Source organism: Candidatus Magnetominusculus xianensis (assembly GCA_001541255.1).
Taxonomy (GTDB): domain Bacteria; phylum Nitrospirota; class Thermodesulfovibrionia; order Thermodesulfovibrionales; family Magnetobacteriaceae; genus Magnetominusculus; species Magnetominusculus xianensis.
In genome coordinates this window covers 28,168-54,154 of sequence record LNQR01000021.1, presented here as the reverse complement: position 1 = coordinate 54,154, position 25,987 = coordinate 28,168, and the positions used below count along the sequence as shown (strand labels likewise).

The following is a 25,987-nucleotide window of genomic DNA, read 5'->3' as shown; positions in this document are numbered from 1 at the left end:
TCCCCATTGTCAAGACAAGAAATTAGTCTCTGGATTAAATTATCAGTCTGTCTACTGTTAGTTATGTTTTCGCCGAAATACACCTCATTGTGATGTATCATCCACCTTATCCCTTTGCCCAGTTTTTGGGGAGTATTATAGTTTTTTTAGACAAGACTTTTGTGTTATAATGAAGCCTGTTGTTATGAGTTGAGCAAATGGCATATAAAGACCTTGGTGATTTCATAAAGACGCTGGAAAAGAGGGCGCTGCTAAAGCGCGTGAAGGCAGAGGTTGACCCTGTACTTGAGATACCGGAGATTAATGACCGCATTGTCAAGCAAGGCGGCCCGGCGCTGTTGTTTGAGCGCTGTAAGGGGTCTGACTTTTCGTGTGCTGTGAACCTGTTTGGTTCATATGAGAGGATGTGTCTTGCCCTTGGTGTAGAGTCCATTGATTCGATAGGAAAAGAGATAATAGAGTTTTTAGAGCCTGAGATTCCTACTAATTTTATTGATAAGCTAAGGGCACTGCCGATGTTAAAACGCCTTGCCGATTTCTTTCCTTCATACGTCAAGCATGGGGCCTGTAAGGACGTGATAATAAAAAACAACCCTTCGCTGTTTGCCCTGCCGATATTAAAGACATGGCCAGAGGACGGTGGTAGATTTATTACGCTGCCCATGGTGTTCACCAAAGACCCAGAGACCGGAGAGAGAAACTGCGGCATGTACAGGATGCAGGTGTATGACGACACCACAACTGGGATGCACTGGCATATGCACAAAGACGGCGCAAGGCACTATAAAAAGGCTGAGAAACTGGGAAGGCGCCTTGATGTTGCAGTCGTTGTCGGCGCTGACCCTGCAACGCTTTATACTGCGACAGCGCCGCTTCCCGAGGGCATAGATGAGATGCTCTTTGCGGGGTTTTTAAGGAAATCCCCTGTAGAGCTTATTAAATGTGAGACAGTGGCACTTGAGGTACCGGCTAATGCCGAGTTCGTCCTTGAGGGCTATGTTGAGCCGTTTGAACGGCGGACAGAGGGGCCGTTTGGCGACCATACCGGCTATTATTCCTTAGAGGACGAGTTTCCAGTGTTTCATATTACGTGTATTACGCACAGAAAAAATGCCATTTACCCTGCCACAATAGTGGGGAAGCCTCCGATGGAGGACTGTTTTATTGCGAAGGCGACGGAGAGGATATTCCTGCCGCTTTTAAAAAAGCAGCTCCCTGAAATTGTGGATATGAATCTGCCGCTTGAGGGTGTGTTTCATAACATCGCCCTTATATCGATAGATAAGCGCTACCCCGGGCACGCCAGAAAGGTGATGTATGCCCTCTGGGGTATGGGGCAGATGAGCTTTACCAAGATGATTGTAATTGTGGACAAATGGGTTGACGTTCAAAACCCCTCAGAGGTAGTCTGGAGGATAGGAAACAACGTAGACCCAAAGAGAGACACCGTTGTTGTGGAAGGCCCGCTTGACGTGCTTGAACATGCCTCGGCAATACCGGCCTATGGCGGCAAGATTGGTATAGATGCGACAAAAAAACTTGCCTCCGAGGGGTTTACACGTAATTGGCCGGATGACATATCGATGTCGCCAGAGATCACTGCCCTTGTAGATAAGCGCTGGCAGGAGTACGGTTTATGAAACAAATTTTAGGGATTGCCGCCGTTGTAGCTCTCCTTGCCAGTATATTCTTTTTTCTGAGACATGTATCTCACTCACATACCCCAGATGAGTTATCATATCTTGTGATAGTTGCCGTACTTATTCTGTCGATGGCAATTATACTAGGCGGATGTGAGTTATTTGCAAACGGTGTAGAGAACCTGGGACGGCATATGAATTTATCCCATGCAGCAGCTGGAGGCATTTTAGCAGCCGTGGGGACAGCCCTCCCTGAGACACTTGTCCCGATTTTTGCCATAATCTTCGGCTCGGAACAACATGGTGAAGGGATTGCCGTTGGCTCGATTTTAGGGGCGCCTTTTATGTTGACTACATTGGCTATGTTTTTTCTTGGTGTGACTGTCTTTATCTTATGGCTAAAAAAAGACAGGGAAAAACCTTTGTTTAATGTCAGTATCAAGGCTTTGGAGACAGACCTGGTGTTTTATGTTCCGACAATGGTATTTATCCTTATTATCAGCTTATGGGGAAACACTATTGTAAAATACCTTGGGGCGATAGGATTGGTCATAGTTTATGTGGCGTTTTGTAAGGTAACGTTAAGCCATGAGGCTGAAGCTGGGGAAGAGTATGATGGGAAATTATATTTAAACTGTTACCTTGGATGCTCAAAGGCATTTGCAAATATCGTACTTCAAATACTTGTCGGGCTGCTGTTTATCATCGCCGGGGCACATATATTTATTGATTATATTACGATATTTTCAATTAAATCAGGGGTATCCTCCCTGGTTCTTGCATTAATTATTGCCCCTCTTGCAACGGAGCTTCCCGAGAAATACAATTCCATCACATGGACAGTACAAGGCAAGGATACGCTTGCAATGGGAAATATTACAGGGGCGATGATATTTCAATCCACAATACCCATTTCGGTTGGCTTACTGTTTACCAGTTGGACTTTGGGAAATACAGAGCTTTTAAACATTGTCATAGCCATTACGATGGCCTCATTGATATTAATTACGATAAAAGTAAAGAAGACGCTCCCGGGCTGGACTTTGTTGATAGGCGGGATATTTTATGCCGCCTATATTGTGCGAATCTTTAGTTAAGCAGAAGTGGTTTGACTATTTGGATACTGCATCATTCTGGTTGTCATCGCGGATTGAAAAAACCCTCACGATATCATCTTTAGTAAAGTATTCTCTGTCGGGGCCTGCCGACCTTATCTCTGCCTTGTATGGGCTGAGCTTTTTATATAAATATGGAATGCCGCAGGTGTCTTTGAATTCTGATGCAGTCATTTGAAGGTTAGTAAACTTATCAGGGACTTTGCCATCGTGCCCGACTGCATAAATATCCATTGCAGACAATATGTTGCCGAGTTCGTTTTGTGAGATATTGTAAATCACGTAACACCAGAGTGCGTCTAATGTATCTGCAATAGAATGAGAGGCAAAATCAGGAAACGACAACTTTGAAATCTGGGCTATCTCCTCCAACTCTTTCTTGTCCTCACCGGATAGAGGGGATAGTTTCGGCTTTCCTGTATTTGGACACACCACTGCCTTTTCACCATTGGTCACATCCATCTCAACCGAAGTTTTTGTAACAAGAACATTTACCGTTCCCTCAAGCACGGCAGTCTTTGTGGCATATTCAGATTTTACAAGACACTCAGGTAGTTCATCGACATACTTTACTAAAAAAGACGTGCCTCTTACGCCGGCAACAACCTGAGGGGTTTGTACAGAAAATACTTTCGTTTTAGCTTTCAGATTTTCTGTGAGTTTTTTATTGACGTCTGACAATACAGCGCCTTTTGCCAATTTAGTGCGCGGGGTACCTTCAGGGCTGTCTTTATCGACTTCGAGGGCGGTGTTTCCTTTAAGCCTTGAAGTAGCAGACTTTTTAAATATCACATCTGCCTTTGAGTTGTTCTGAGTGGTTATTACATCCCCGGGTTTTACTTCGTCATATTTTTTTGCTGGTACTTCCTGATTTCCCTGCTTTTGTAAGGTAACAGTTCCCTCAGTTTTATTAATGATATACTTGTCTGATAATTTACTGTACTGGAGATAGAGCGCAGCTAAGATAGCAGCGACTATAAGTATTCCTGAAAACAATAATATCTTTCGAAAGTTCATGTAATTTGTCTCTGAGATTTAATCAATTCAGTTTCTAAACATTCACTGTCGCAGTACGTCATACACATGATATTATGAAGGGAGGTGTTCTGTCAAGTTCGTGTAGATGATTTTCAAACTGATGTCGGCTGCCCTTGCCGAGTGGGTGATATAGCCTGTTGAGATTATATCGATGCCGGTTTCTGCGATTTCCATGATGTTTTGAAGCGTGACATTCCCTGATGCCTCAAGCAGAACATCAGTTCGTGCTGCCCGCGCAATGCCTACGGCCTGTTTCATTGTTGCTGTGTCCATGTTGTCGAGCATTATGACATCAACATTTGTCGATAGCGCCTCGTTGAGTTCGCTGAGGTCTTTTACCTCGACCTCTATCTTCGTAAGCAGCGGTGTCTTTTTTACTTTTTCCACTGCATTTTTGATCCCTCCGCAGGCCGCTATGTGATTGTCCTTTATTAAAACCCCATCGTATAATCCGAACCTGTGGTTGTCTCCTCCACCGGCCCTTACTGCGTATTTCTCCATGTATCTCATATTGGGTGTGGTTTTTCTTGTGTCAACGACTTTTACGGGCAGACCGGAGACTGCCGAAACGAATTGCCGTGTCAGGGTGGCAACTCCACAAAGGCGCTGCATTATGTTAAGGGCAACCCGCTCTGCCGTCAGTATCGACCTTGTGCTGCCGCGTAATGATGCGATTTGACCGCCTTTATTTATAAGCTGCCCGTCAACGGCCAATGCCTTTATCTCTACGCCGGGGTCAACGATATAAAATACGGCCTCAAAAAAGAGAAGCCCTGCAACTACTGTCGCTTCCTTGGCAGTCAGTACCGCTTCAGAGCGCGATGAGGTATCTATTGTCAGCATAGTGGTCATGTCGCCGTGACCAATGTCTTCAATCAGGGCGTTTCTTATCGAGTCCATTACGGCGGGTGGAATTTCTGCCGGATGTAGAGGGGTCATTTATCCAGTTTTTTTAACTTATCTATGTTGCTTTGAATACGGTCTCTTTTTTCTATCAGCTCTGAATATTTCAATTTATCTTTTTCTACGATCGCCTTTGGCGCACGGTCTCTGTAGTCCATGTTTGAGAGTTTCACCTCAATATCCCTTATGGCAGTGTCGAGCTTCTTTAGCTCTTTACCCAGGCGTTGAAATTCGGCTGCAACGTCAAACAGGCCGCTTACAGATACGTATATCTCCATGCCGGTCTTAACCGCTGTCATTGTAGAGGGTTTTTTCTCTATATTGCTGCCTGTCTCAAGCGTTTCCAGCTTTGCGAGATCGACGATAAAGTCAGAGTTATCAATGAGCATTTTTCGTATCTTACCGGAGGTCTTTACTGAAACCTTTAGTTTTTTCGATGGAGAGATATTAAACTCACCGCGAATACTTCTTATCCCGCTTATGGCGTCTATTACAAAGGACATCTCATCGTTGGCGTTAGCATACGCACGGAACATGTCCGCAGCGGGGTAGGGCGCAAGGGAGATTGTTTGTCCGGTTTGAGGAAAAGATTTCCATAATTCCTCAGTAATAAACGGCATAAATGGATGAAGCAGTCTCAGAGAATTGTCAAATACATAGATCAGGCACTTTAATGTTAGTGAGGCATTGGGATAGTTTCTCTCGAATGAAGTCTTGGCAAGTTCGATATACCAGTCACACAGTTCATGCCAAACAAACTGATATACGGCGCTTGAGGCATCGTTAAACCTGTAATCTGCCAGGGCCTTGTCAATGTCTGAGGCGGCCTCAGAAAGCCTGTAGAGTATCCATTTATCTGGCAGTGTAAGAGACCCCTTATTGAGAGCCTGAATCTCTTCGCTGATTTCACCGATGGTACTAATCCCCGCCGGTTCTATCTTGTCGATGTTAAGCTTGATAAACCTTGACGCATTCCAGAGTTTATTAGCGAAGCGGCGGTAGCCTTCTACACGCTCCTCGGCAAACTTTATATCCCTTCCCTGAGCGGCAAAGGCAGCAAGCGAGAACCTGAAAGAATCTGTCCCGTAGTTATCTATAATCGTAAGCGGGTCAACCACGTTGCCCTTTGATTTGCTCATCTTCTGGCCTTTTTCATCCCTGACAAGGGCGTGGATATAAACATCGTGAAACGGGACATCCTTCATAAACTTCTGTCCCATCATGATCATCCTGGCTACCCAGAAAAACAATATATCAAAACCAGTAACAAGTACGCTTGTTGGATAAAATGTCTTTAGGTCATCTGTGTTGTCCGGCCATCCAAGCGTACTGAATGGCCATAGGGCAGAGGAAAACCATGTGTCAAGCACATCGGGGTCTTTGACTATGGCGGCGCTGCCACACTGCGGGCATTTGTTTAAGTCCTGACGGTCTGAAAACGGTCTTACCTGAATACCTACGGTAATGGTCTTTGCATTTGAGATAATCTCAGCGTGGCTGAACCCAAAGGCCTTTAGCTCCGCGTATGTGCCTTCGGCAATGCCATTTATTTCCTTAAGTAATTTCACATGAATGAACTGCCCCTGTGAATGCCCTGAGTCAGTGGCACAATCGGCGCAGTACCATACCGGTATCCTGTGTCCCCACCATATCTGTCTGGAGATGCACCAGTCTTTTATGTTTTCCATCCATGAGAAATAACTGTTCTTCCATCCTTCTGGTATAATATTAATCTTACCGCCACTGACCAAATCAATGGCGTCTTTTGCCATAGATTCTACATCGACATACCACTGGGCTGTTGGCAGGGGTTCGATTATTGTCCTGCATCTGTAGCAATGGGCTATTGAGTGCGTGTGCTTGTCTTCTTTTATGAGCAGTCCTTTTTCTTTCAGGTCTTCGATGACGGCCTTTCTGCAGTCGTAACGGTCAAGGCCTGCGTATTTGTCTCCGGCGTTTTCTGTCATTTTACCGTCCTGCCCGATTACGGCTATGAAGGGAAGGTGAGGTGACTGACGTTTTGCTATAGCCTCGTCGTTGAAATCATGCGCCGGTGTCACTTTCACTGCACCAGTGCCAAAGGATGGGTCAACTTCCTTATCAGCAATTATCGGGATTGTCCTTCCGGCAAGCGGCAGCCTTAATAATTTTCCAATGTACCCATTATATCTTTCATCATCTGGATTAACAGCAACGGCAGTATCGCCAAGCATTGTCTCCGGGCGTGTCGTAGCTACAATAATATAATTATGCTCATCAAGGAGCGGGTAACGTATATATGTCAGTTTGCCTTCATATTCTTCATGCTCCGCCTCAAGGTCTGAAAGGGCGGTCGAGCAGCGCGGACACCAGTTTATCAATCTTGTTGAGCGGTATATCAGGCCATCCTCAAACAAGGATACAAATACCTCGCGCACAGCCCGCGATAGCCCCTCGTCCAGTGTAAACCTCTCACGAGACCAATCACACGAGGCTCCGAGTTTTTTCAGTTGATGGATGATTTGGCCGCCGTTGAGGGCCTTCCACTGCCAGACCCTCTCTGTAAAGGCAGCCCTTCCTAATGCCTCACGGCTGAGACCTTCTGCGGCAAGCTGCTTTTCTACGACATTCTGCGTAGCGATTCCGGCGTGGTCTGTCCCCGGCACCCACAACACCGTGTACCCTTTCATCCGCTTCCAACGCGACAGGATATCCTGAAGTGTAACGTTAAGGGCATGCCCCATGTGCAGTGAGCCGGTAACGTTTGGTGGAGGGATGACTATTGAGTAGCTCTGCTTTGATTTATCATTTAATTTACCATTTAATTTACCGGGGGACGGCTGAAAAAAGCCGTTTTCCATCCAGTAGGAATACCACTTCTCTTCAACATCCTTAGGCTCATAAGACTTTGCTATCTCTTTGACCTGGGTGTTCATTCTATGTCCAAAATGTTTATGACCAAACCGCTTACATAAACTCCGATTTTATTTGCTCTATCTCATGATTAATAAGACGCTCGGCAACACCTGGGACTGCCTCCCAAATAACCTTTTCGACATCACGTTTTATTGCCGGAATATTGTCCTGCAATACTCCGGTAATAACTCTTTCGGTTACATCACGTGTCATCTTGAAAATCTCTGCGGGCAGTGTTGCCAATATCCCTTTAATTGTCGAGGAAATTACCTGATTAACTATGACCTCAAGGTTTATCGTCCCAATAACATCGCTGATCTTCTTATTTATCGCTTCTGAGACCATATCGTTTAAGCCTACAGACACATCCTTAAAACTATTGTTTATGTAACCGTCTACTGATTCTCTGAAAGTTGATAAAATCGTGCCTTCGTCAATAACCTGCGTCACTTTTTGTTCAAGGCTGCGCTGCAAAATATAAGTCACATCTCCTGTTGTCAATAAAACATTTCCCGCGTGTGAAGATGGCGCAGAGTACCCGCTCTGAGGTTCAGCAAACGGAGGAGGTGTAGCGGCAGCCTGCGGTCTGACCGGTTCACGTGGAGGAGCGCTAACCTGTGGTTCGGGGGCGCGAGGCGCTTGAGGCGTTTGAATAACCGGTTGAGGTTTTTCCGCTATCTCAGGCTCTTTTTTGACGGGGCTTATCTCCGGGGGCTGCGACATACCCAGTAATATATCCTCATTAGCAAAAGAGGTTTCAACATCCTGCGTCTGTTCGTTCCAGCTTGGCTCATGGTGTGCCGGAGTCTCAGCCGCACTTGTTTCTATGGGCAGTTCCTCGGCTATAACGACTGTCTTCTGAGCGTCGCTGTTGTCGATGTCAGAAGATTCCTCTGCCATTGTCCCGGCAAGCAGGGCCTCTATGTCGTTTTCGTCCATAACTGTCGACCCTTTGGAGTCTGGGACCTTTGCGTCGCTGCTGTCTCTCTCATCAGTTCCTCCAGATAAACTATCAAGCACATCCTTGAGTTCCCTTGTAGTTAAATCGCTGTCTGACATACTCTGAAATTCACCGCTGTCTTCAGAGATAGACTGACCCTCTTCAAAGACCCCCGTATCGTCTATATCGCTTTTCCCCAACAGCTCTTCGATGTCGTCGTCTCCCATTAATGAATCACCCAGGTCTACCGGTTCTTCTCCTTTTCCAGCTTCGTCGAAAGTGGTAACTTCGCCGTCTGATGACGAAGACGGGCCTAACACCGCGTTAATCTTATTCAAAAATTCCTGAGACTCAAATGGCTTAATTAGATGGTCCGAGGCACCGCAGTCCTTAAAGCTGCGTTCATTTAACGGCTCAAATGCCCCGACCAGGAGTATAACAGGGATATGTTTTGTTTTTTCGTTTGCTTTAATCTGTTTGCAAAGCTCGTAACCGTTTACTTTCGGCATCTCAATGTCGGCAAGCACTATGGAAGGATTGAATTTGTTTATTTTGTCAAGTGCCTCCTGACCGTCGTTGACGGAAATGATCTGGAAGTCTTCCTCCGATAGGATCAGCTCCACCACCTTTTGTATCGTGATACTGTCGTCCGCTAATAATAGTCTCTTAGGCATTTCTTACCTCTTTATATATATTTTATTCACATTTATACAAATAATCAAGAGACTCTTCTTTATTATAACTGTTGAACCCACGGTTCTATTTATTATAACTGTTGAACCCACGGTTCTATTTGTGTAACTGTTGAATCCACGATTCTGTTTGTGTAACTGTTGAATCCACGGTTCTGTTTGTGTAACTGTTGAATCCACGGTTCTGTTTGTGTAACTGTTGAATCCACGATTCAACAAGACGAAACACCTCACGTACCGCCAAAGTGACCGGAACCAGCCGTCGAGCTATCGTGGGCTGGCGTACAGCTAAACTTTGACAATAGCTTCGCTGTGTTTGCTGAATTACACCATGGGCAGGCAGCTTCACTGGTACCCATTTTCTGTAAGAGTGTAAATTGCTTTTTACAGTCCATACAAGTGTATTCGTATATTGGCATAGCACACACTCCTTTACGATACAATTTATTCGACGCTGCATATACTAACATATTTATATCGTAATTTAATATATGTCAGAAAATTTTTTATATTTGCCCCGATGCTATAGTATGTGCCAAAAATTATGCCCAAAAATTACACAGAGAGATTTGACAAGCATTTTGGAGTTATGGTTAAATAGATTACCTTTAATGGCAGTCCGGTGAGACTGTAAGGAGAATAATGTGAAACTGTCTGCCGCTGTAATCTCTGTGAGAGCCGCCTGTTGGGACATTAGCGCTTGTGTGCAGTTAGAAATTGAACACTGCTGTGTGCGGCTGGAAACTGAACAGTGTTAACCAGAGAACTCCTCAACGAAAGCGACATTGCCCGAATGCTATCCCGTATGGCACACGAAATAATTGAGAGGAACGAGGGGTGTGAGAATGTCTGTATTGTAGGGATTCACCGTGCAGGGGTCTATATTGCACGGCGCTTGTCTGAGAAAATACGGCTCATAGAGGGTGTTACTATTGCCGTTGCCTCCCTGGATATTTCATTTTACAGGGATGACCTCAACCGCAGGAAAAATCATCCTATCGTAAGAAAGACTGAGATGCCGATAGATATAAACGATAAAAAAATTATCCTTGTCGACGATGTCCTCTACACCGGCAGGACTATCAGGGCTGCTATGGACGCCCTGAATGACTTTGGACGGCCTGCTCAGATACAACTTGCCGTGCTTATAGACAGGGGACACAGGGAGCTGCCGATTCGGGCTGACTATGTAGGAAAAAATATTCCTACATCAAGGTCAGAAAATATTAAAGTGTTACTTAAAGAAGATGCAGACCACGACATGGTCTTAGTCATCAGAGATGACCCTGATGTCTGAGAAACAACTTTAAGGATTCATGGATAAAGACCTGTTAGATATTAAAAGCGCTGCTACGGCTGATATTGAGCTGATACTCAATACGGCCTCATCTTTTAAGGATGTCTTATCGAGGGATATTAAGAAAGTCCCCACTCTTCGGGGTAAGACAGCGGTGAACCTGTTTTTTGAGCCGTCTACGAGGACAAAGACATCTTTCGAGCTGGCAGAAAAAAGACTGAGTACCGACGTAATCAACTTTGTAGTGCCGTCGAGTTCTGTTGCCAAAGGAGAGACACTGTACGATACGATTAAGACTATCGAGTCCTATGGCATAGATTTTATAATCATCAGGCATCAGTTTTCAGGCGTACCACATTTTATATCACGTATTTCAAAGGCCTCCGTAATCAACGCCGGAGACGGCATAAACGAACACCCTACACAGGCGCTGCTTGACGCCTTCACGATTAAAGAACAAAAGGGAACTATTGCAGGGCTTAAAATAGCAATCGTAGGAGATATTTCACACAGCAGGGTGGCAAAGTCCAATATATACTGTCTGAAAAAACTTGGGGCAGATATAAGATTAATCGCGCCGCATACACTAATTCCAACCGGTATAGAAAATGATGTGACAGAGATTTACCATGACATCGAATCAGGGATTGCCGACATAGACGTGATCATGACGCTGCGAATACAACAGGAGAGACAGTCGGGCGGCTTTTTCTCATCGACCGATGAGTACTTTAAGTTCTGGGGGCTAACACTCAAAAGGCTTGGCAAGGCCAGACCTGATGTAATCGTCATGCACCCCGGCCCGATGAATCGCGGCGTGGAGATAGCCTCTGAAGTAGCCGACAGCAGGCACTCAGTAATCAACACACAGGTTACTAACGGCCTTGCCGTCAGAATGGCAGTCTTGTATCTTTTGGACAGTGCGAGACCGCGCAAATGACAAGTCTAAACAGTCACTTGAAATATGAGGTATAACCAATGGATTTAATTATTAGAAGAGGCCATATCGTTGATCCTTCACAGGGTATAGACTTCATAGGCAGCATATATATTGAAAACGGTTTGATAGTAAAAATAGAGAATACCGGCACGACAGTCGAGCCGGGAATCACAAGGGTATTAGACGCCTCCGGCCTTTACGTCTTTCCAGGGCTTGTTGACATGCACGCGCACTTACGGGAGCCGGGGTTTGAGTACAAGGAAACCATAAAAAGCGGCACATCGGCTGCCGTTAAGGGCGGCTTTACAAGTGTCTGTTGTATGCCAAACACAAAGCCGGTAAACGACAACGAGACAGTGGCGGAGTTCATAGTGAAGAAGGCGCTGTCCGAGGGTTTTTGTAACGTGTTTCCAATAGGGGCGATAACAAAGAGACAGGAAGGCGTGGAGCTTGCCGAGATGGGCATGATGAAAGACGCTGGCTGCGTGGCATTTTCAGATGACGGCAGACCGGTAACTGATTCGTTGTTGATGCGCCGTGCGCTTGAGTACTCGAAGGTGTTTTCATCGCCGATAATATCACATGCCGAGGATTTATCACTTTCAAACAACGGTGTTATGAACGAGGGGTATCTATCGACAACGCTTGGCCTGAGGGGAATACCGGCGGCATCGGAGGTAATAGCGATAAAAAGGGATATAGAGCTTGCCGCGCTGACGGGCGGTCGGCTGCACATTGCCCATTGCTCAACAGCAGGCGGGGTAAGGGCCATCAGAGAGGCAAAAAGAGATGGTATTTATGTTACGGCAGAGACATGCCCTCATTATTTTCATTTAACTGAGGCAGAGACCGGCGGATATAATACTGCCGCGAAGGTGAATCCACCGCTGAGAACCAAAAAAGACGTAGAGGCCGTTAGAGAGGGTCTCATAGACGGCACCATAGATGTCATCGCTACAGACCATGCGCCTCACCACAGAGATGATAAACTTTGCGAGTTCGACAGGGCGGCATTTGGAATATCTGGGTTTGAGACTGCATTTTCTCTGAGCCTTGCGCTGGTTAAAGGGGGGCTTCTGACGTTGAACCAATTAATCGAAAAAATGACCATAAGGCCGGCACAGATATTGGGACTTAGTAAGGGCAGTTTAAGAGAAGGTGTGGAGGCTGATATTGTTATAGCAGATTTAAACAAAGACTTTATAGTTGACCCTGAACAGTTTGTATCTAAAGGAAAAAATACACCATTCAACGGTTGGCGTCTCAGCGGGATGCCAGTTATAACCATATGTAAAGGTAAGGTGAAGTATCACCTTAATAATAGTTTAATGGCGGAAGGTATATGAAGAAAAGGGCCTTGTTGGTATTATCAAACGGTCTGGTCTTTGAGGGGGAGTCATTTGGCGCTGAGGGAGAGACTGAAGGCGAGGTGGTGTTTAATACATCGATGGCGGGTTATCAGGAGATATTGACCGATCCTTCGTACAAGGGGCAGATAGTGGCAATGACGTATACGCAGATTGGGAATTACGGAATCAATCATGAGGATATCGAATCAAAAGACGCACCAAAGGTGGAGGGGTTTATAGTAAAGGAGTATCTGGATTACCCAAGCAATTGGCGGTCTGACGGGGCGCTTGGGCATTATCTCATTAAACACGGCATTGTTGGAATTCAGGGGATAGACACGCGTGCCCTTACGTCATGCTTGAGAGACTGTGGTTCTATGATGGGGATAATCTCTACGGATGCCCGCCACACACCGGCGGCTCTGTTTGAGAGAATCAGAGATCATTCAGGGATTGGCGGGATTGATTTAGTCAAAGAGGTGACGACGGACAAATCTTATAAGTGGCATGAAAAGGTCTGGGGATATGAGGGCAGCAGCTCAAATGTGAGGCCGCTTCATCATGAGACCATTAAAGTAGTAGTTTATGATTTTGGGGTTAAGCTCAATATATTAAGAAATCTTGCTGCTGAGGGATTTGACTTAACCGTAGTGCCTGCTGAGACAAGCAGCGCCGAGGTGCTTGAGATGAGTCCTGATGGGATATTATTGAGTAACGGTCCCGGGGACCCTGAGGCTGTGTCCTATGGGATTCGAAACGTGAAGGCGCTCATAGGGAAAAAACCTATTTTTGGTATTTGTCTGGGGCATCAAATCCTCGGATTAGCGCTTGGAGGGCGGACGTATAAGCTAAAATTTGGTCATCACGGCGGCAATCACCCCGTAAAAGACTTAGCAACAGGAAAAGTGGAGATAACCTCACAGAATCACAATTACTGTGTGGATGTCGAATCCCTGAAAGGACAGGCCGTCCTGACGCACAAAAACTTATATGACGGCACTGCCGAGGGAATAAGGCACGCGGAACTGCCCATATTTTCGGTTCAGTATCACCCGGAGGCGGCACCAGGGCCAAACGATTCCAACTATTTATTCAGGAGATTTAAGGACATGATAACGGGAGGCAAATATGAAAGTCAATAGAGGCGGCATTAAAGAAGGTACTATGGTAGAGGTTTTGGAGGGGAAAACACCTGTCTTAATAGCAAATGTTGGCGGCAGTTATTATGCTGTTGGCGGCATATGTCCGCATATGAGATGCCATCTTCAGAAGGGCACGCTTAAGGGCAGCACGGTGACATGTCCATGTCACGGGGCGTCTTTTGATGTAACAACAGGCAGGATGTTGTCATGGGTTGCAAGTATGTCAAAAGACCTTGCAATGGTATCAAAATATTTAGGCTGGGCTAAGGACCTTAAAACATACAGCGTAAAGGCTGATGGCGATTATCTGGAGCTGTCCTGAATTATATGGATAACAGCAAGGCCGCAGCCACATACGAAAAGACTAAATGGGCGCTGACAGACCTTCTTGTGTCGCCTGAGGCGCCAGAGACAGAGGAGATACTCAGTGGGTTAAAATCACTCGTTTCAGAGATTGTCTCGCGCAGAGATGCACTTATTGAGGACATGTCTGGCGATGACTTTACGGCATTTCTTCGTTTGATAGAGAAATTTGCAGTTGAGTCAAATCGTCTGACTGCGTACAGCCAGTTGTGGTTTTCTGAGGATACGCAAAGTCAGTCAGCGCTTACGTTTATGGGGCGTATTGAGCAACTGTTGACGGATATGTATAATGAGACACTGTTCTGGGGGCTGTGGTGGAAGTCCATAGGGGATGAAGACGCGCAGCGGCTGATGGGCCACGCCGGTGATTTACGGTATTATCTGGAGCGGGAACGTGCGTTTAAAAAACACACTTTAACAGAACCAGAAGAGAAAATCATAAACCTCAAAGACGTAAACGGTATAAACGCCGTCATTACAATCTATGACATGCTCACAAGCAAATACGAATTCGGGATAGAGGTGGACGGGCAGATGATAAGACCCCTTACGCGCGACGCCCTCATGTCATATGTGCATCATTCAAACCCTGTGTTGCGTGAGGCGGCCTATAAGGAACTCTTCAGGGTCTACTGCAACGACGAAATACTCCTGTCACAACTGTACGCCTACAGGGTACGCGATTGGGCATCGGAGCATGTCAGGATTAGAAATCACGACTCGGCAATCAGTGTCCGCAATCTTGCCAATGATATACCAAACTCAGTGGTTGACACCCTGCTGCCAGTATGCGTGGAGGAATCCCACGTATTTCAGAGATACTTCAACATAAAGAGCAGGCTGCTGGGTCTGCCAAAACTCAGGCGCTATGATATATATGCCTCTGTAAGACGAGGCGATGAGCATATAATTCCATACAACACTGCGGTAGAGACGGTGTTGGACAGTTTTAATAAATTTTCCCCGAAGTTTGGGGCATTGGCAAAGAGGGTGTTTGATGAGGCACGCATAGATGCTGAGGACAGGCCAAATAAGAGGACAGGGGCGTTTTGTTACGGGGTGCTGCCGAATATGACGCCGTGGGTGTTGATGAACTACACGGGGAAACCGCGCCAGGTAGCCACACTGGCACATGAGCTTGGACATGCGGTTCATGCCCTTGCCGCGGCGCAACATTCGGTGTTGACGTTTCATGCCCCGCTGCCGCTTGCTGAGACGGCTTCGGTGTTTTCGGAGATGCTGCTTACTGAGCGAATGCTTCAGGAGGAAGGCACCCAGGAGGCAAGGACTGCCCTTGTCTGCTCTGCCCTTGATGATATATATGCTACGGTGCTGCGTCAGGCGTATTTTGTCTTGTTTGAGCGCGAGGCACACGGGCTGCTTGCTGATGGAGCAAACCCAGGTGAGCTGAACACGCTCTATCTGAATCTGATGAGGAGACAATTCGGTGATTCAGTGGAGCTTACTGATGATTTTCAGCACGAGTGGATGGCGATTCCCCACATATTTCATACGCCGTTTTACTGCTATGCCTACAGTTTTGGTGAGCTGTTGTCGCTCTCTCTGTATAACATGTACAAAGAAGAGGGCAGGGGGTTTGTTGATAAGTTATTGAAGATATTATCTTACGGTGGTTCGGCCTCGCCGCAGCATATATTGAATGAGGCCGGTATTGATATAACAGATTCCAGATTTTGGCACGGTGGTTTTCGGGTAATAGACGGGTTTATAGATAAGCTGTTATAATTCAGAGATATATATATCGGGAGGTATTTATGTCAGGAAGACTTACATATCGTCCGTTTGAGTCGCTTGTAAAAATTACCATCGAAGAAGAGAAAACAAATCCTGAACCAGAGTTGACCGATATAGACTATTTCGCAGCGGCGATGGAGCGTGTCAGGGAGATAAGGGAGTTCAGAGAAATCCCTTATTCAGTCCCATCTGTAACTGCACAGGCTCAGAGTCCGTCAAACGATTTGGAGGCTCAGGAGACGCTGGTAAAAATCATAGCGGGCAAAAGTCCGATTGAGATACGAAACACGCAGGAGTATGTCGAGTGGGCCGAAACGGGTAGGGGGGAAGGATGCAATCCCGCCGCAAGGAAAGACCTGTTAAACCGCCTCCACCGTGGTGTGTTTTCTGTACAGGATTACGTAGATTTACACGGCTATACGTTAGAGGAGGCGGAGATAATCACAGTAGAGTTCATCGTGGAATCTGTGAGACGCAGATTTCGATGCGTGAAAATAATCCACGGCAGGGGGCTGCGTTCACCGTCCGGTCCGGTGCTGAAAGACGCCCTGATAAAATGGCTGACAGGGCGAATGAGAAAACACATCAAGGCATTTGCAACTGCCAGAGGATGTGACGGCGGCCTTGGGGCGGTCTATGTGTTGCTAAAGTGACAGACAATAGGGGAAAACAAAAGTGCTGACAAGACTAAAGGTATCAGGCTTTAAGAATCTGGTAGATGTAGACATAAGTTTCGGCCCGTTTACGTGCATAGCCGGGGCAAACGGTGTAGGGAAATCCAACCTGTTTGACGCAATCCAATTCTTAAGCGCATTAGCAGAGAAACCATTCAGAGAAGCCGCAATGTCGGTACGCGATAATAACGGCACACCTTCGGCAATAAAAAGTCTATTCCACAGGCATGGGGAACACACCGGCAATAAAATGACATTTGAAGCGGAGATGATTGTCCCGAAAGAAGGAATAGACGAATTAGGGCAGGAAATAAAGACGAGTAATACTCTTCTTAAATATTCACTTGAACTTATATTTAACGAAAGTAAAGGTGGTATAGAATTATTAAAGGAAGAACTTGTCCCTATAAAACTTGATGATGTTTCTAAGCGCCTCCTTTTTCCTCATGAAAGTGTATGGCGTGATTCAATACTAATAGGTAATAGAGAAAAACCATTGATTTCAACTGAAGAAAATGAACATGGTTATCATATATTAGCTCATGTTGAGGATTGTAAAGGATTTGATAGAGAAATGCCACAGATGCCTGCCACTGGATTTTCTGCCAGTGGAACTCTTGTTAATGGTATCCCTGCCAAGACATTACCAAGGACTGTGCTTTCAACCTTAATGGATGCTGCTCAAAGATACACGACGATAATGGCGAAAAAAGAAATGCAATCGTGGAGATTGATGCTCCTAAATCCATTGCTCCTTCGCGAGCCTGATAAAATTGGTGCCCCAACACAATTAGGGGACTATGGCTCTTATCTTCCATCAACTTTATACCGCATAGCAGCAGCAAAAAATAACAACGAATCACGTGTTTATCAGGAGATAGCCAATCGGCTGTCAGAACTCATAGACGATGTATCTGAAATAAGCGTTGACAGAGACGACAAACGTGAACTAATGACGCTTGAGCTGACTGACCGTAGTGGTACAAAATATACTGCGCGCGATTTATCAGATGGAACGCTGCGATTTTTGGCGGCTGCTGTGATTGAGGCAGATGAGCAGATGGGAGGGCTTATATGTTTTGAAGAGCCTGAAAATGGTATTCACCCTGCACGAATACCAGCAATGATAAAGCTCCTTAAATATATAGCCACAGATGCGACATTGCCAGTAGAGGAGGGCAACCCGCTGCGCCAGGTCATAATTAATACACACTCACCGGCGGTTGTTGCTCAAGTTCCCGATGACAGCCTTCTGATTGCAGAACTCAGAGAGATTATCAGGGATAAGAAGCGTTTTAAAGCCGCACGCTTTGGCTGGTTGCCCGATACATGGAGGGCAACAAATCAGCCCCTAATCGAACCTGTGTGCAAAGGGACAATACTTTCATATTTAAATCCAGTGCCCTATGAATCCGAGATCAACGACAATCGGGTCATCGATAGAAAAGATATAAAGGAATACCTACCGTCTTATCCAGAGGATTAACAATGAACGAGATTACTTATACATTGCTGTCAGATGGCACCGCCGACAGAAGGCTCATTCCAATCCTTACATGGCTGCTTCACCAGCACTGTCCCGATAAGGCAGTTGAAGCGAAATATGCGGATTTCAGGAATATGCCAAAGCAAAAAGACTTAGGTAAGAAAATAGAAATGGCAATGGTAAACTATCCCAGCATGATTCTCTTCATTCACCGCGACGCTGAAGGCGATACATATGATAACCGAGTATCTGAGATTCGCAAAGATATAAAAAACATTTCTGCCAAATATAAAGGGCGTCAAACCGTATGTGTTGTTCCTGTAAGAATGACTGAGGCATGGCTTTTATTCGATGAAACGGCGATACGTCTTGCTGCCGGTAATAAAAATGATCGCGTAGTTCTTGATTTACCATATTTGAAAACAATAGAAGACAAGCCAAATCTAACGGATGTGTTGGAAAAACTCCTAATAGTTGCAAGTGGAAACACCAGAGGGCGGAAGTTAAAGCAATTCAAACGTGACATTTCAGAAAAGGCATTCAAAGTTGCAGAAAATATAGAAGATTTCTCACCGTTAAGGAAATTATCGGCATTTCAACATCTCGAAGAAGAATTGACGGCAGCATTAAGAAAAATGAAGCTGATTTAAAGTTGGTTAATAAAGAATAAGGCCAACTAACAGGGCTGCGCGTAATGCCGTCCCTCTCACAAGCGCAGCCCTTTACGTTGATTATCTATCCCTTAATTTTGCAAGCAGGTTCAGTATCTCGATGTAGAGCCACACAAGCGTAACCATTATGGCAAACCCGCCGTACCATTCAAAATATTTCGGGGCGCGTTCCCTTGCCGCAGTGTCAATAAAATCGAAATCCAGCACCAGATTCAAGGCCGCAATTACTACTACCACAACGCTGAACCCTATGCCTATTACACCGCTTCCATAGATGAACGGCATTTGCACGCCGAATAACCTCAACACAAAGGACGCTAAATAGACGATGAATATCCCGCCTGTTGCCGCTACGATACCGGCCTTGAACTTATCCGTTGCCCGCACTATTCCGGCCTTGTATGCCGATAACAGCATGAAGAGTGTACCAAATGTCAGCGCCACGGCCTGAAATGCAAGCCCCGAGTATTTTTGCTCGAACACCGCCGTTATACCGCCTAAGAACAATCCCTCAAACAGTGCATATATCGGCGCTGTTATTGGCGACCACTTGTTTACAAATATCGTTACCAGCGCTGTGATTAATCCTCCAACCAGACCTATAACCATCCATGGGGTGACTGCCGCCAATCCCTCATTGAAGTATGTCTTCCATGTCCACGACGCACTGAACAGCAGGAGCAGCAGCATGAAGGCCGTTTTATTGATTGCCCCGTTTATTGTCATTGCCCCTTCAGCTCCATAAGCCACTGTCGATCTTTTTACCCTTAGTGCAGGGTTTGATGTCTTCATCATTGGTCTTATACCTCCTTAAATAGTGTTATTTTGGGGTGTTATTTTTGAGAAAACTTCGTCGTATATTACATCGGCAAGCAGTTCATAGCCCTTTGTCGAGAGGTGAAGTCCGTCGTTAGAGTACTCAATGGCAAGGCGTTGAACCGGAGTTTCGCTCGATGCTGTAAAGTAATCTGCAAATGGGATATTCAGCCCCTTCGCATTTTCTTTTATCATATTATTAAGGACAACCCTGGGCGCAATAAGAGGGTCATATCCCCTTAGAGAAGGCACGCTGACGGCTACGGGAATAATCCCAGCGTTAAGCGCCCTCGTATACATATAGTATAAATTAGAAACTATGGCGCTTATCTCCACAGACCAGCCCAAATCGTTCGTGCCTCCAAGTATTATCACGTAGTCAGGTTTAACAGACAGGATGTCTCTGTCATAACGCCTGAGCATATCTTCGGTTAATTCGCCGCTTACCCCTTTGACGACAAAATCAGCCTTGCCATCCATTTTCTCCATAAGAAAGTCCGTATAAGGCGTCTCACGATACCATGGTTCTTCTCTCGTCGGAGATTGAAACCCAACAGTAAGGCTGTCGCCAAACGCAGCTATCATCAGCTTAGACATTGTATCACCTTCCAAAGTGAATATTAATTATAATATACATATACTACGAAGTTTAAGCCGGAAATGTCAAGATGTCGTTTTCAACCTGTCAGGCCAAAGTAAAAATATCCCGTTCTTACCAAAACAGAAATATCAGATAAGTATAATTTATAAATCCGCTTATGATTGTAACAATTTCTTTATTCACTTATTATTGAAATAAATAATGGTTTTAAGGTAGTATATTTTGTGATGCAGAAACCTGATAAATCAGTGTGCGGAATGTGATGAGGTGGTAGGATTATATAAGAATAGTTACGCCCTTTATATAAGAATAGTTACGCCCTTGTGATAGGCGTGAGCGAATATTTTCACCCCTCAAATACATCATTGATATTGACCTGCAGCCCCTCGATGACCTTAGAAGTAACTGTGCCGGTTTCAGCTGCAAAGGAATGTGATATATAATTATCGTTTTCAATGGTTAAAATCTGAATTGTCTGTAGTTCAGGCAGGACTATCCAGTACTCCGGCACTCTGTATTTTTCGTATAGGGCCTTCTTAATTTCGGTATCTCTGCCGTAGCTCCACGGTGAGACTATTTCACAAACCATATCAGGTACGCCCCTTATCCAATCCTGTATGATAGCAATGTTCTCTTTTCTGATATACAGTATGTCTGGTTGAACCCGATTTATCCCTTCTTCAAAAATTACATCGAGGGGGGATAAATAGACCTTACCTAACGCCTGATTCGACTTGACGTGGCGGCGTATAATATCAGCCAAATTAAAAACAATGCCCTGATGTTTACTAAATGGACTTGGCCCCACAACAACCTCCCCGTTAATTATCTCTGTTAAGTCCAGGTCTCGTTCTAATGTTCCACATATAGGTAGATGAGTCAGCACTTCAACCCCGTTTATAATCTCCGTTAAGTCCTCTTCAAGTATGTCTGGCATTTCCATAACAGTATTTTACCATCAGGCCTGCTGGGTTGTCTATACAACGGATTTACACAATTTTTTTGTGCGTAAATTAAGGCTTTTAAAATCGCTCTAAATATGTTATAATGAACATTCTATATTTGATATGATTAAGGAGGCAGCCGTTGAAAGAAGGAATACATCCGAAATATATTGAGGCAAAGGCGTCGTGCGCCTGTGGTGTAGTGTTTGAGACCAAGTCTACAAAACCAGCTATTAGCGTGGACATTTGCTCAAAATGCCATCCCTTTTATACAGGGAAGCAGAAGATTGTTGACGCCGAAGGCCGCGTAGAGAAGTTTAATAAGAAGTATGCAGGTACGAAGAAGTAGCAGCCCCGGACGTGAAAGTAGGCGGGCAGGCCGTCATCGAAGGCGTTATGATGAAGTCGAAAGACTTATGGTCTGTAGCCGTGCGAGACCCAAAGGGCGTAATACACGTTAAAAAGGAGCAGTTGCGTCCGCTGCCAAAGTTTCTGAAGACCCCGTTTATCAGGGGTATTTACGCGCTTTATCAGTCTTTGGCCCTAGGTGTTCAGGCTATCAATTACTCGGCTTCAAAGGCACTTGACGAAGACGAAGGGAAACCCATGAGTTCAGCAGCAATTACGATGACGATGCTCTTTGCCTTTGTCATGGCTATAGGGATTTTCTTGTTTTTGCCGCTTTATCTTACAAAGCTCATAGCGCTGGGGTTCAGGCCAGTTGCCGAGAGTTCATTTCTTTTTAATATCGTTGATGGAATTCTCAGGGTAGTGTTTTTTATCGTATATGTCTTTGTTATAAGCTTGTGGAAGGACATGCGAAGGATATTTGAGTATCACGGGGCAGAGCACAAGGTCATATTTGCATTTGAAGCAGGGACAGATATGGAGCTTGCAACTATACAAAAATTTGGCACCTACCACCCGCGATGCGGCACGAGCTTTCTCTTTATCGTCATGCTGATGAGTATCCTTGTTTTTTCTATCATACCGAAGCAATGGGATTTCTTATGGAAATTTGCATCAAGGGTAGTCCTGATACCAATGATTGCCGGGCTTTCTTATGAGATATTAAGATATTCGGCCAAGTCTACCGCTAATCCGGTAATAAAATTTCTGATTCAGCCGGGTCTGCTGCTTCAGCGCATCACTACGAAGGAACCTGATGACTCTCAGGTTGAGGTTGCGCTGCGTGCCCTGACCGAAGTCATCCCCGGCCTGAAGCCTGAAGTAATGCCCGATATGGAGAAAAGCGTATGATTGAAAAACTAAACGCAATAGAGGAAAAATACAAGGAGATAACAGCAAAACTCTCAGACCCTGACGTCCTGTCCTCACAAAAGGACTACCTAAGGTACTCAAAAGAAAGCGCCGACCTTGAGCCTCTTATTGGTAAAATACAAAATTACAGAAAGATGCTTGATGGCTTAGAGGCGGCAGAGGCGATAATTAAAGATGCCTCAGACGAAGAACTCCGTGAGATGGCAAAAGAAGAAATAGATGAACTCAAGGCCAAAATCCCAGTAATCGAGACAGAACTAAAGCTGATGCTTGTTCCAAAAGACCCGCGCGACGCCAAAAACGTCGTAATAGAAATTCGTGCCGGTACGGGTGGCGAAGAGGCCGCCCTGTTTGTCACTGACTTATTTCGCATGTACTCGAAATATGCTGAACTTAAACACTGGAAAGTAGAAGTAATTGACTCCAATCCTACGGGCATTGGCGGCAACAGGGAGATGACTGCCACTATCTCAGGGCGCGGGGCCTACAGCAAGCTGAAATATGAAAGCGGTGTACACAGGGTTCAGCGTGTGCCGGTTACAGAGGCCTCCGGGCGTATTCATACCTCTGCCTCAACCGTTGCCGTGCTGCCCGAAGCCGAAGAGATAGACCTCCGGATAGATGAAAAAGACCTTCGTGTAGATACATTCTGCTCCTCAGGCCCGGGTGGACAAGGCGTGAATACCACATACTCGGCTATCAGGATTGTTCATATCCCTACCGGAGTTACCGTCCAGTGCCAGGACGAACGCTCCCAGTTAAAAAACAAGATTCGGGCAATGAAAGTCCTCAGATCACGGCTCTACGACATGGAGATAGAGAAACAGGAGCGTCTGCGCGCAGACTCAAGGAAATCACAAGTAGGCTCAGGCGACAGAAGCGAACGCATCAGGACATATAACTTTCCTCAAAACAGGGTCACAGACCATAGAATAGGACTTACGCTGCACAGGCTTACACAGGTACTCGAGGGCGATATGGAAGAGATCATAGAGACACTCTCGACACATTTCGAGGCCAAAAAACTCCAGGACATTGAAGTTTAACCCTGTTGTGTCCCCTGCTAAGATACTAATAAAACTTGCCGAAACCCCTGAACATGTTATCTTTGAGACCGCATTAGACTATCTGAAAGCAGGAAAGATAATCGCATATCCTACTGAGACATTCTACGGACTTGGGGTAGCCTTTAATAACGATGAGGCGCTCAGGCGGCTCTGGGAGTTAAAGAGAAGACCCCCTGATAAACCATTTCCGCTTATCGCAGCAGATGTTAATCAACTGGACACACTGGTCAGCAGGATTGAGCCTGAGGCATTGGCATTGATAGGAAAATACTGGCCCGGGCCGTTGACGATACTCTTTAATGCCAGGCCCGGGCTGTCGTCGTTTATCACTGGTAAAGAGGGCAGGGTGGCTGTGCGTATGCCTGGCCCTTCGGCGGCCCTTGGGCTTGCCAGATATGTCCAGTTTCCCATAACCGCAACAAGTGCGAATATATCAAACGAGCCGCCTGCCTCTGATGTACAAACGGTCATCGGCTATTTCGGCGATTCTATTGACATGATAATCGACGGCGGTAAGACCACCGGCGCCCCCGCATCGACAATCGTTGAAGTCTCAGACGGACAAATAACAGTTATCAGGCAAGGGGCGGTAGACCTTACGGACTTTTATATGAATACAGGGCAAGGTCTCTGATTTTTTTGTCTGCCCTTCTCAGGCGCTCACTAAATATATAGGCAAATTTCTTATACAATTTCAACGTTATTATGTCGTCGTAGCTGTTCATAATGGCCTTGTCAAGCTCAAAGAGCATAATTTCCTCGTTTGCAACTGCCCTTGCCGAGCGTGTGGAGTCCTCAAGCAGGGCCATCTCTCCAAAACACTCTCCCCTGTCAAGCTGCGCAAGGCGTTCTATATTACCATCTTCCAATTCCTTATAAATAGAAATAGAGCCATCGACGATTACATAAAACCTGTCACCTGGCTCACCTTCGTCAAATACAAACTCATCTTTTTTATAGCGCCTGAGTTTACTCATCCGGAGGAGTTTTACAATGTCCTCATCGGTCATAAAGGAAAAGAAATCCAACTGTCTTATTTTTGCATACGTTTCGGCCACCACAGAGGACTCACTCCTTGTGGCATCAGCTATAGACTTTTGGACGTCTGTCATCTGAAATGGGAATTTTAAAATTGAGCTTACACCGTCGTTATAGAGCTGTTTTAATTCACCGGCCTCAAGGTCATCCTTATAGAGCAGGACTATGCGCTTAGTGGTCAGGGCAGGGTTAGATCTAACTGCGCTTAGTACATCTGTCTTTGAGTTTTCAATGGAGTCGTAGTCTATGATTATCAAATCACATTTTTCACGTAACAGGAATTCGACGACATTTTTGGGGTCATTTACTGTGTTAATGTTTGTATAGCCGATGTACCTCAGCGTGCCTTTTGTAACGTCACGGACTGCGATGTCACGTTGTATAACTATCAAAATACTTAGATGTTTATCCACTCCTTATTCCTCCGTTGTCCTTATTCCAGTTGCACTCATCCGGGCACCTATCTGTCATAGCGTTGCAAGGTTCCGGGTGTATTACCACCTTACAGTTGTTTAACTGCATAGAGATTCTGTTTTCTATTATATCCATTGTAGCATGAGTTTTGCTAATAGTTTCGCTGGCGCACACGGTAAGGTGTAAGTCGATATGTCTTTCACTTCCGGCCTTTCGGGTTCGCAGTTCATGATAGTCTTTAATATGTCCAGATTCGGATTCAAGGATTTTCCTTATCGATGATACCTCATCCTCCGGAAGGGAGTTGTCCAATAGAGAGCCGATAGATTTTTTTGTTATCATAACGCCCTCATAAAAGATAAACAGTGAGATAATAACAGCCGCGATTGGGTCGAGGATCTGACGCCCTGTCAGTGCGACTAAAACAATAGCCGCCAATACTGCAAGCGAACTATAAATATCTGCCGAGAGGTGCTTGGCGTCTGCCTCAAGCGCGGGGGAGTCGGTTTCCTTTGCGACTTTGTATAAATAACGGGCTACTAAGAAATTAACCACAACCGAGATGCCCATTACCGCAATTGCCACGCCGGGCATGGATAATTGAACCCCTGTCTTTATCTTCTCGACTGCTTCAATGACAATCAATACTGCTGCGAGGATTATCAACATGGCCTCTGCCACGGCACTCAGGTTTTCTATCTTTCCATGTCCGTAGGGGTGACGGGAGTCTGGCGGCACACCGGCCTGCCTTATGCTGAAAAAGGCCATTATAGCAGCGGCAAGGTCAATAGAGCTGTGTATTGCCTCAGATATGATACTTACACTGCCGGTAATAATGCCGGCTATTATCTTAAACAACACAAGGGACGAATTGGAAACTATAGACACTATTGCAGCGTTTTTTTGTTTCATTTTCCCTCACGCCT

The 25,987-nt window shown here is 45.5% G+C and carries 25 protein-coding genes; 15 read left to right on the top strand and 10 right to left on the bottom strand.

Annotation, left to right across the window (positions count from 1 at the left end; genetic code table 11):
- Positions 1-197: 197 nt before the first annotated feature.
- Positions 198-1,640 (top strand): menaquinone biosynthesis decarboxylase, encoded by a 1,443-nt coding sequence (locus ASN18_RS02740; protein ID WP_085051072.1) that lies wholly within the window; start codon positions 198-200, stop codon positions 1,638-1,640.
- Positions 1,637-2,737, top strand: coding sequence for a sodium:calcium antiporter (locus tag ASN18_RS02735; protein WP_085051071.1), 1,101 nt, complete (start codon positions 1,637-1,639; stop codon positions 2,735-2,737). Before ASN18_RS02740 ends, ASN18_RS02735 begins: the two co-directional genes overlap by 4 nt.
- 15 nt (positions 2,738-2,752) lie before the next feature.
- Here ASN18_RS02735 and ASN18_RS02730 read toward each other — a convergent pair whose 3' ends face one another.
- From ASN18_RS02730 to ASN18_RS17890, 5 genes are all read right to left on the bottom strand, one after another.
- Positions 2,753-3,772: a FecR family protein gene (locus ASN18_RS02730; RefSeq protein WP_085051070.1), complete on the bottom strand. Its 1,020-nt coding sequence runs from the start codon at positions 3,770-3,772 to the stop codon at positions 2,753-2,755.
- Positions 3,773-3,844: 72 nt separating this feature from the next.
- Positions 3,845-4,732: a carboxylating nicotinate-nucleotide diphosphorylase gene (gene nadC / locus ASN18_RS02725; protein WP_085051069.1), complete on the bottom strand. Its 888-nt coding sequence runs from the start codon at positions 4,730-4,732 to the stop codon at positions 3,845-3,847.
- On the bottom strand, positions 4,729-7,611 hold the full coding sequence (locus ASN18_RS02720) for a valine--tRNA ligase (RefSeq protein WP_085051068.1): 2,883 nt from the start codon (positions 7,609-7,611) through the stop codon (positions 4,729-4,731). Before ASN18_RS02720 ends, nadC begins: the two co-directional genes overlap by 4 nt.
- 31 nt (positions 7,612-7,642) lie before the next feature.
- Positions 7,643-9,205 (bottom strand): response regulator, encoded by a 1,563-nt coding sequence (locus ASN18_RS02715; RefSeq protein WP_085051067.1) that lies wholly within the window; start codon positions 9,203-9,205, stop codon positions 7,643-7,645.
- Positions 9,206-9,453: 248 nt separating this feature from the next.
- The gene (locus tag ASN18_RS17890) at positions 9,454-9,642 is read right to left on the bottom strand and encodes an FmdB family zinc ribbon protein (RefSeq protein WP_353740361.1); all 189 of its coding nucleotides are present in this window, start codon (positions 9,640-9,642) and stop codon (positions 9,454-9,456) included.
- 332 nt (positions 9,643-9,974) lie between these two features.
- On the opposite strand from ASN18_RS17890, the gene pyrR reads away from it, so the two are divergent.
- From pyrR to ASN18_RS02665, 9 genes are read left to right on the top strand one after another with little or no spacing between them, the layout of a single operon-like run.
- Positions 9,975-10,520 (top strand): bifunctional pyr operon transcriptional regulator/uracil phosphoribosyltransferase PyrR, encoded by a 546-nt coding sequence (pyrR, locus tag ASN18_RS02705; protein WP_085051065.1) that lies wholly within the window; start codon positions 9,975-9,977, stop codon positions 10,518-10,520.
- A gap of 19 nt (positions 10,521-10,539) precedes the next feature.
- Positions 10,540-11,460, top strand: coding sequence for an aspartate carbamoyltransferase catalytic subunit (locus tag ASN18_RS02700; RefSeq protein ID WP_085051064.1), 921 nt, complete (start codon positions 10,540-10,542; stop codon positions 11,458-11,460).
- A 38-nt stretch (positions 11,461-11,498) separates the two neighbouring features.
- On the top strand, positions 11,499-12,806 hold the full coding sequence (locus ASN18_RS02695) for a dihydroorotase (RefSeq protein WP_085051063.1): 1,308 nt from the start codon (positions 11,499-11,501) through the stop codon (positions 12,804-12,806).
- Complete coding sequence (carA, locus tag ASN18_RS02690; RefSeq protein ID WP_085051062.1) at positions 12,803-13,951, top strand: glutamine-hydrolyzing carbamoyl-phosphate synthase small subunit; 1,149 nt, start codon at positions 12,803-12,805, stop codon at positions 13,949-13,951. The genes ASN18_RS02695 and carA overlap by 4 nt, the downstream gene beginning before the upstream one ends.
- On the top strand, positions 13,938-14,273 hold the full coding sequence (locus ASN18_RS02685; protein ID WP_085051061.1) for a Rieske (2Fe-2S) protein: 336 nt from the start codon (positions 13,938-13,940) through the stop codon (positions 14,271-14,273). The genes carA and ASN18_RS02685 overlap by 14 nt, the downstream gene beginning before the upstream one ends.
- Before the next feature lie 5 nt (positions 14,274-14,278).
- Complete coding sequence (locus ASN18_RS02680) at positions 14,279-16,060, top strand: M3 family oligoendopeptidase (protein WP_085051060.1); 1,782 nt, start codon at positions 14,279-14,281, stop codon at positions 16,058-16,060.
- 29 nt (positions 16,061-16,089) lie between these two features.
- Positions 16,090-16,722: a Smr/MutS family protein gene (locus ASN18_RS02675; RefSeq protein ID WP_085051059.1), complete on the top strand. Its 633-nt coding sequence runs from the start codon at positions 16,090-16,092 to the stop codon at positions 16,720-16,722.
- Positions 16,723-16,744: 22 nt separating this feature from the next.
- Entirely contained in the window at positions 16,745-18,229 is a 1,485-nt protein-coding gene (locus ASN18_RS02670; RefSeq protein WP_085051058.1) for an AAA family ATPase, read from the top strand.
- Between the two features lie 2 nt (positions 18,230-18,231).
- Positions 18,232-18,879, top strand: coding sequence for a DUF4276 family protein (locus ASN18_RS02665; RefSeq protein ID WP_085051057.1), 648 nt, complete (start codon positions 18,232-18,234; stop codon positions 18,877-18,879).
- Between the two features lie 81 nt (positions 18,880-18,960).
- Here the strand turns inward: ASN18_RS02665 and ASN18_RS02660 are convergent, their stop codons facing one another.
- The 3 genes from ASN18_RS02660 to ASN18_RS02650 form a co-directional block, all read right to left on the bottom strand.
- Positions 18,961-19,692 (bottom strand): Bax inhibitor-1/YccA family protein, encoded by a 732-nt coding sequence (locus tag ASN18_RS02660; protein WP_085051084.1) that lies wholly within the window; start codon positions 19,690-19,692, stop codon positions 18,961-18,963.
- 18 nt (positions 19,693-19,710) lie between these two features.
- Entirely contained in the window at positions 19,711-20,313 is a 603-nt protein-coding gene (locus ASN18_RS02655) for a GDSL-type esterase/lipase family protein (RefSeq protein ID WP_085051056.1), read from the bottom strand.
- Between the two features lie 350 nt (positions 20,314-20,663).
- A complete protein-coding gene (locus ASN18_RS02650) occupies positions 20,664-21,260 on the bottom strand; it encodes a Uma2 family endonuclease (protein WP_085051055.1) in 597 nt (198 codons plus the stop codon).
- 143 nt (positions 21,261-21,403) lie between these two features.
- Here ASN18_RS02650 and rpmE point away from each other — a divergent pair, with 143 nt between their 5' ends.
- The 4 genes from rpmE to ASN18_RS02630 are packed head-to-tail and all read left to right on the top strand — an operon-like array spanning position 21,404 to position 24,243.
- Positions 21,404-21,610, top strand: coding sequence for a 50S ribosomal protein L31 (gene rpmE, locus ASN18_RS02645; protein ID WP_085051054.1), 207 nt, complete (start codon positions 21,404-21,406; stop codon positions 21,608-21,610).
- Between the two features lie 11 nt (positions 21,611-21,621).
- Positions 21,622-22,521, top strand: a complete 900-nt coding sequence (locus tag ASN18_RS02640) for a DUF1385 domain-containing protein (RefSeq protein ID WP_236861459.1) — start codon at positions 21,622-21,624, stop codon at positions 22,519-22,521.
- Positions 22,518-23,588 (top strand): peptide chain release factor 1, encoded by a 1,071-nt coding sequence (prfA, locus tag ASN18_RS02635; protein WP_085051053.1) that lies wholly within the window; start codon positions 22,518-22,520, stop codon positions 23,586-23,588. The genes ASN18_RS02640 and prfA overlap by 4 nt, the downstream gene beginning before the upstream one ends.
- Positions 23,578-24,243, top strand: coding sequence for an L-threonylcarbamoyladenylate synthase (locus tag ASN18_RS02630; protein WP_236861458.1), 666 nt, complete (start codon positions 23,578-23,580; stop codon positions 24,241-24,243). Before prfA ends, ASN18_RS02630 begins: the two co-directional genes overlap by 11 nt.
- Here ASN18_RS02630 and ASN18_RS02625 read toward each other — a convergent pair.
- Together ASN18_RS02625 and ASN18_RS02620 are read right to left on the bottom strand one after the other, a co-directional pair.
- On the bottom strand, positions 24,206-25,060 hold the full coding sequence (locus ASN18_RS02625; RefSeq protein WP_085051051.1) for a cyclic nucleotide-binding domain-containing protein: 855 nt from the start codon (positions 25,058-25,060) through the stop codon (positions 24,206-24,208). The two genes, ASN18_RS02630 and ASN18_RS02625, sit on opposite strands and share 38 nt — an antisense overlap.
- Positions 25,053-25,973, bottom strand: a complete 921-nt coding sequence (locus ASN18_RS02620; protein WP_085051050.1) for a cation diffusion facilitator family transporter — start codon at positions 25,971-25,973, stop codon at positions 25,053-25,055. The genes ASN18_RS02625 and ASN18_RS02620 overlap by 8 nt, the downstream gene beginning before the upstream one ends.
- Between the last annotated feature and the right edge of the window lie 14 nt (positions 25,974-25,987).

What these genes read in the sequence shown, in the direction of transcription:
- ASN18_RS02680 (WP_085051060.1), top strand. Translation starts at nt 14,279, where the DNA reads ATGGATAACAGCAAGGCCGCAGCCACATACGAAAAGACTAAATGGGCG.
- ASN18_RS02665 (WP_085051057.1), top strand. Translation starts at nt 18,232, where the DNA reads ATGAACGAGATTACTTATACATTGCTGTCAGATGGCACCGCCGACAGA.
- ASN18_RS02620 (WP_085051050.1), bottom strand. Translation starts at nt 25,973, where the DNA reads ATGAAACAAAAAAACGCTGCAATAGTGTCTATAGTTTCCAATTCGTCC.
- ASN18_RS02720 (WP_085051068.1), bottom strand. Translation starts at nt 7,611, where the DNA reads ATGAACACCCAGGTCAAAGAGATAGCAAAGTCTTATGAGCCTAAGGAT.
- ASN18_RS02700 (WP_085051064.1), top strand. Translation starts at nt 10,540, where the DNA reads ATGGATAAAGACCTGTTAGATATTAAAAGCGCTGCTACGGCTGATATT.
- ASN18_RS02660 (WP_085051084.1), bottom strand. Translation starts at nt 19,692, where the DNA reads ATGAAGACATCAAACCCTGCACTAAGGGTAAAAAGATCGACAGTGGCT.
- ASN18_RS02650 (WP_085051055.1), bottom strand. Translation starts at nt 21,260, where the DNA reads ATGGAAATGCCAGACATACTTGAAGAGGACTTAACGGAGATTATAAAC.
- ASN18_RS02655 (WP_085051056.1), bottom strand. Translation starts at nt 20,313, where the DNA reads ATGTCTAAGCTGATGATAGCTGCGTTTGGCGACAGCCTTACTGTTGGG.
- ASN18_RS02715 (WP_085051067.1), bottom strand. Translation starts at nt 9,205, where the DNA reads ATGCCTAAGAGACTATTATTAGCGGACGACAGTATCACGATACAAAAG.
- carA (WP_085051062.1), top strand. Translation starts at nt 12,803, where the DNA reads ATGAAGAAAAGGGCCTTGTTGGTATTATCAAACGGTCTGGTCTTTGAG.
- ASN18_RS02675 (WP_085051059.1), top strand. Translation starts at nt 16,090, where the DNA reads ATGTCAGGAAGACTTACATATCGTCCGTTTGAGTCGCTTGTAAAAATT.
- prfA (WP_085051053.1), top strand. Translation starts at nt 22,518, where the DNA reads ATGATTGAAAAACTAAACGCAATAGAGGAAAAATACAAGGAGATAACA.
- ASN18_RS02730 (WP_085051070.1), bottom strand. Translation starts at nt 3,772, where the DNA reads ATGAACTTTCGAAAGATATTATTGTTTTCAGGAATACTTATAGTCGCT.
- ASN18_RS02685 (WP_085051061.1), top strand. Translation starts at nt 13,938, where the DNA reads ATGAAAGTCAATAGAGGCGGCATTAAAGAAGGTACTATGGTAGAGGTT.
- ASN18_RS02735 (WP_085051071.1), top strand. Translation starts at nt 1,637, where the DNA reads ATGAAACAAATTTTAGGGATTGCCGCCGTTGTAGCTCTCCTTGCCAGT.
- ASN18_RS17890 (WP_353740361.1), bottom strand. Translation starts at nt 9,642, where the DNA reads ATGCCAATATACGAATACACTTGTATGGACTGTAAAAAGCAATTTACA.
- nadC (WP_085051069.1), bottom strand. Translation starts at nt 4,732, where the DNA reads ATGACCCCTCTACATCCGGCAGAAATTCCACCCGCCGTAATGGACTCG.
- ASN18_RS02695 (WP_085051063.1), top strand. Translation starts at nt 11,499, where the DNA reads ATGGATTTAATTATTAGAAGAGGCCATATCGTTGATCCTTCACAGGGT.
- ASN18_RS02740 (WP_085051072.1), top strand. Translation starts at nt 198, where the DNA reads ATGGCATATAAAGACCTTGGTGATTTCATAAAGACGCTGGAAAAGAGG.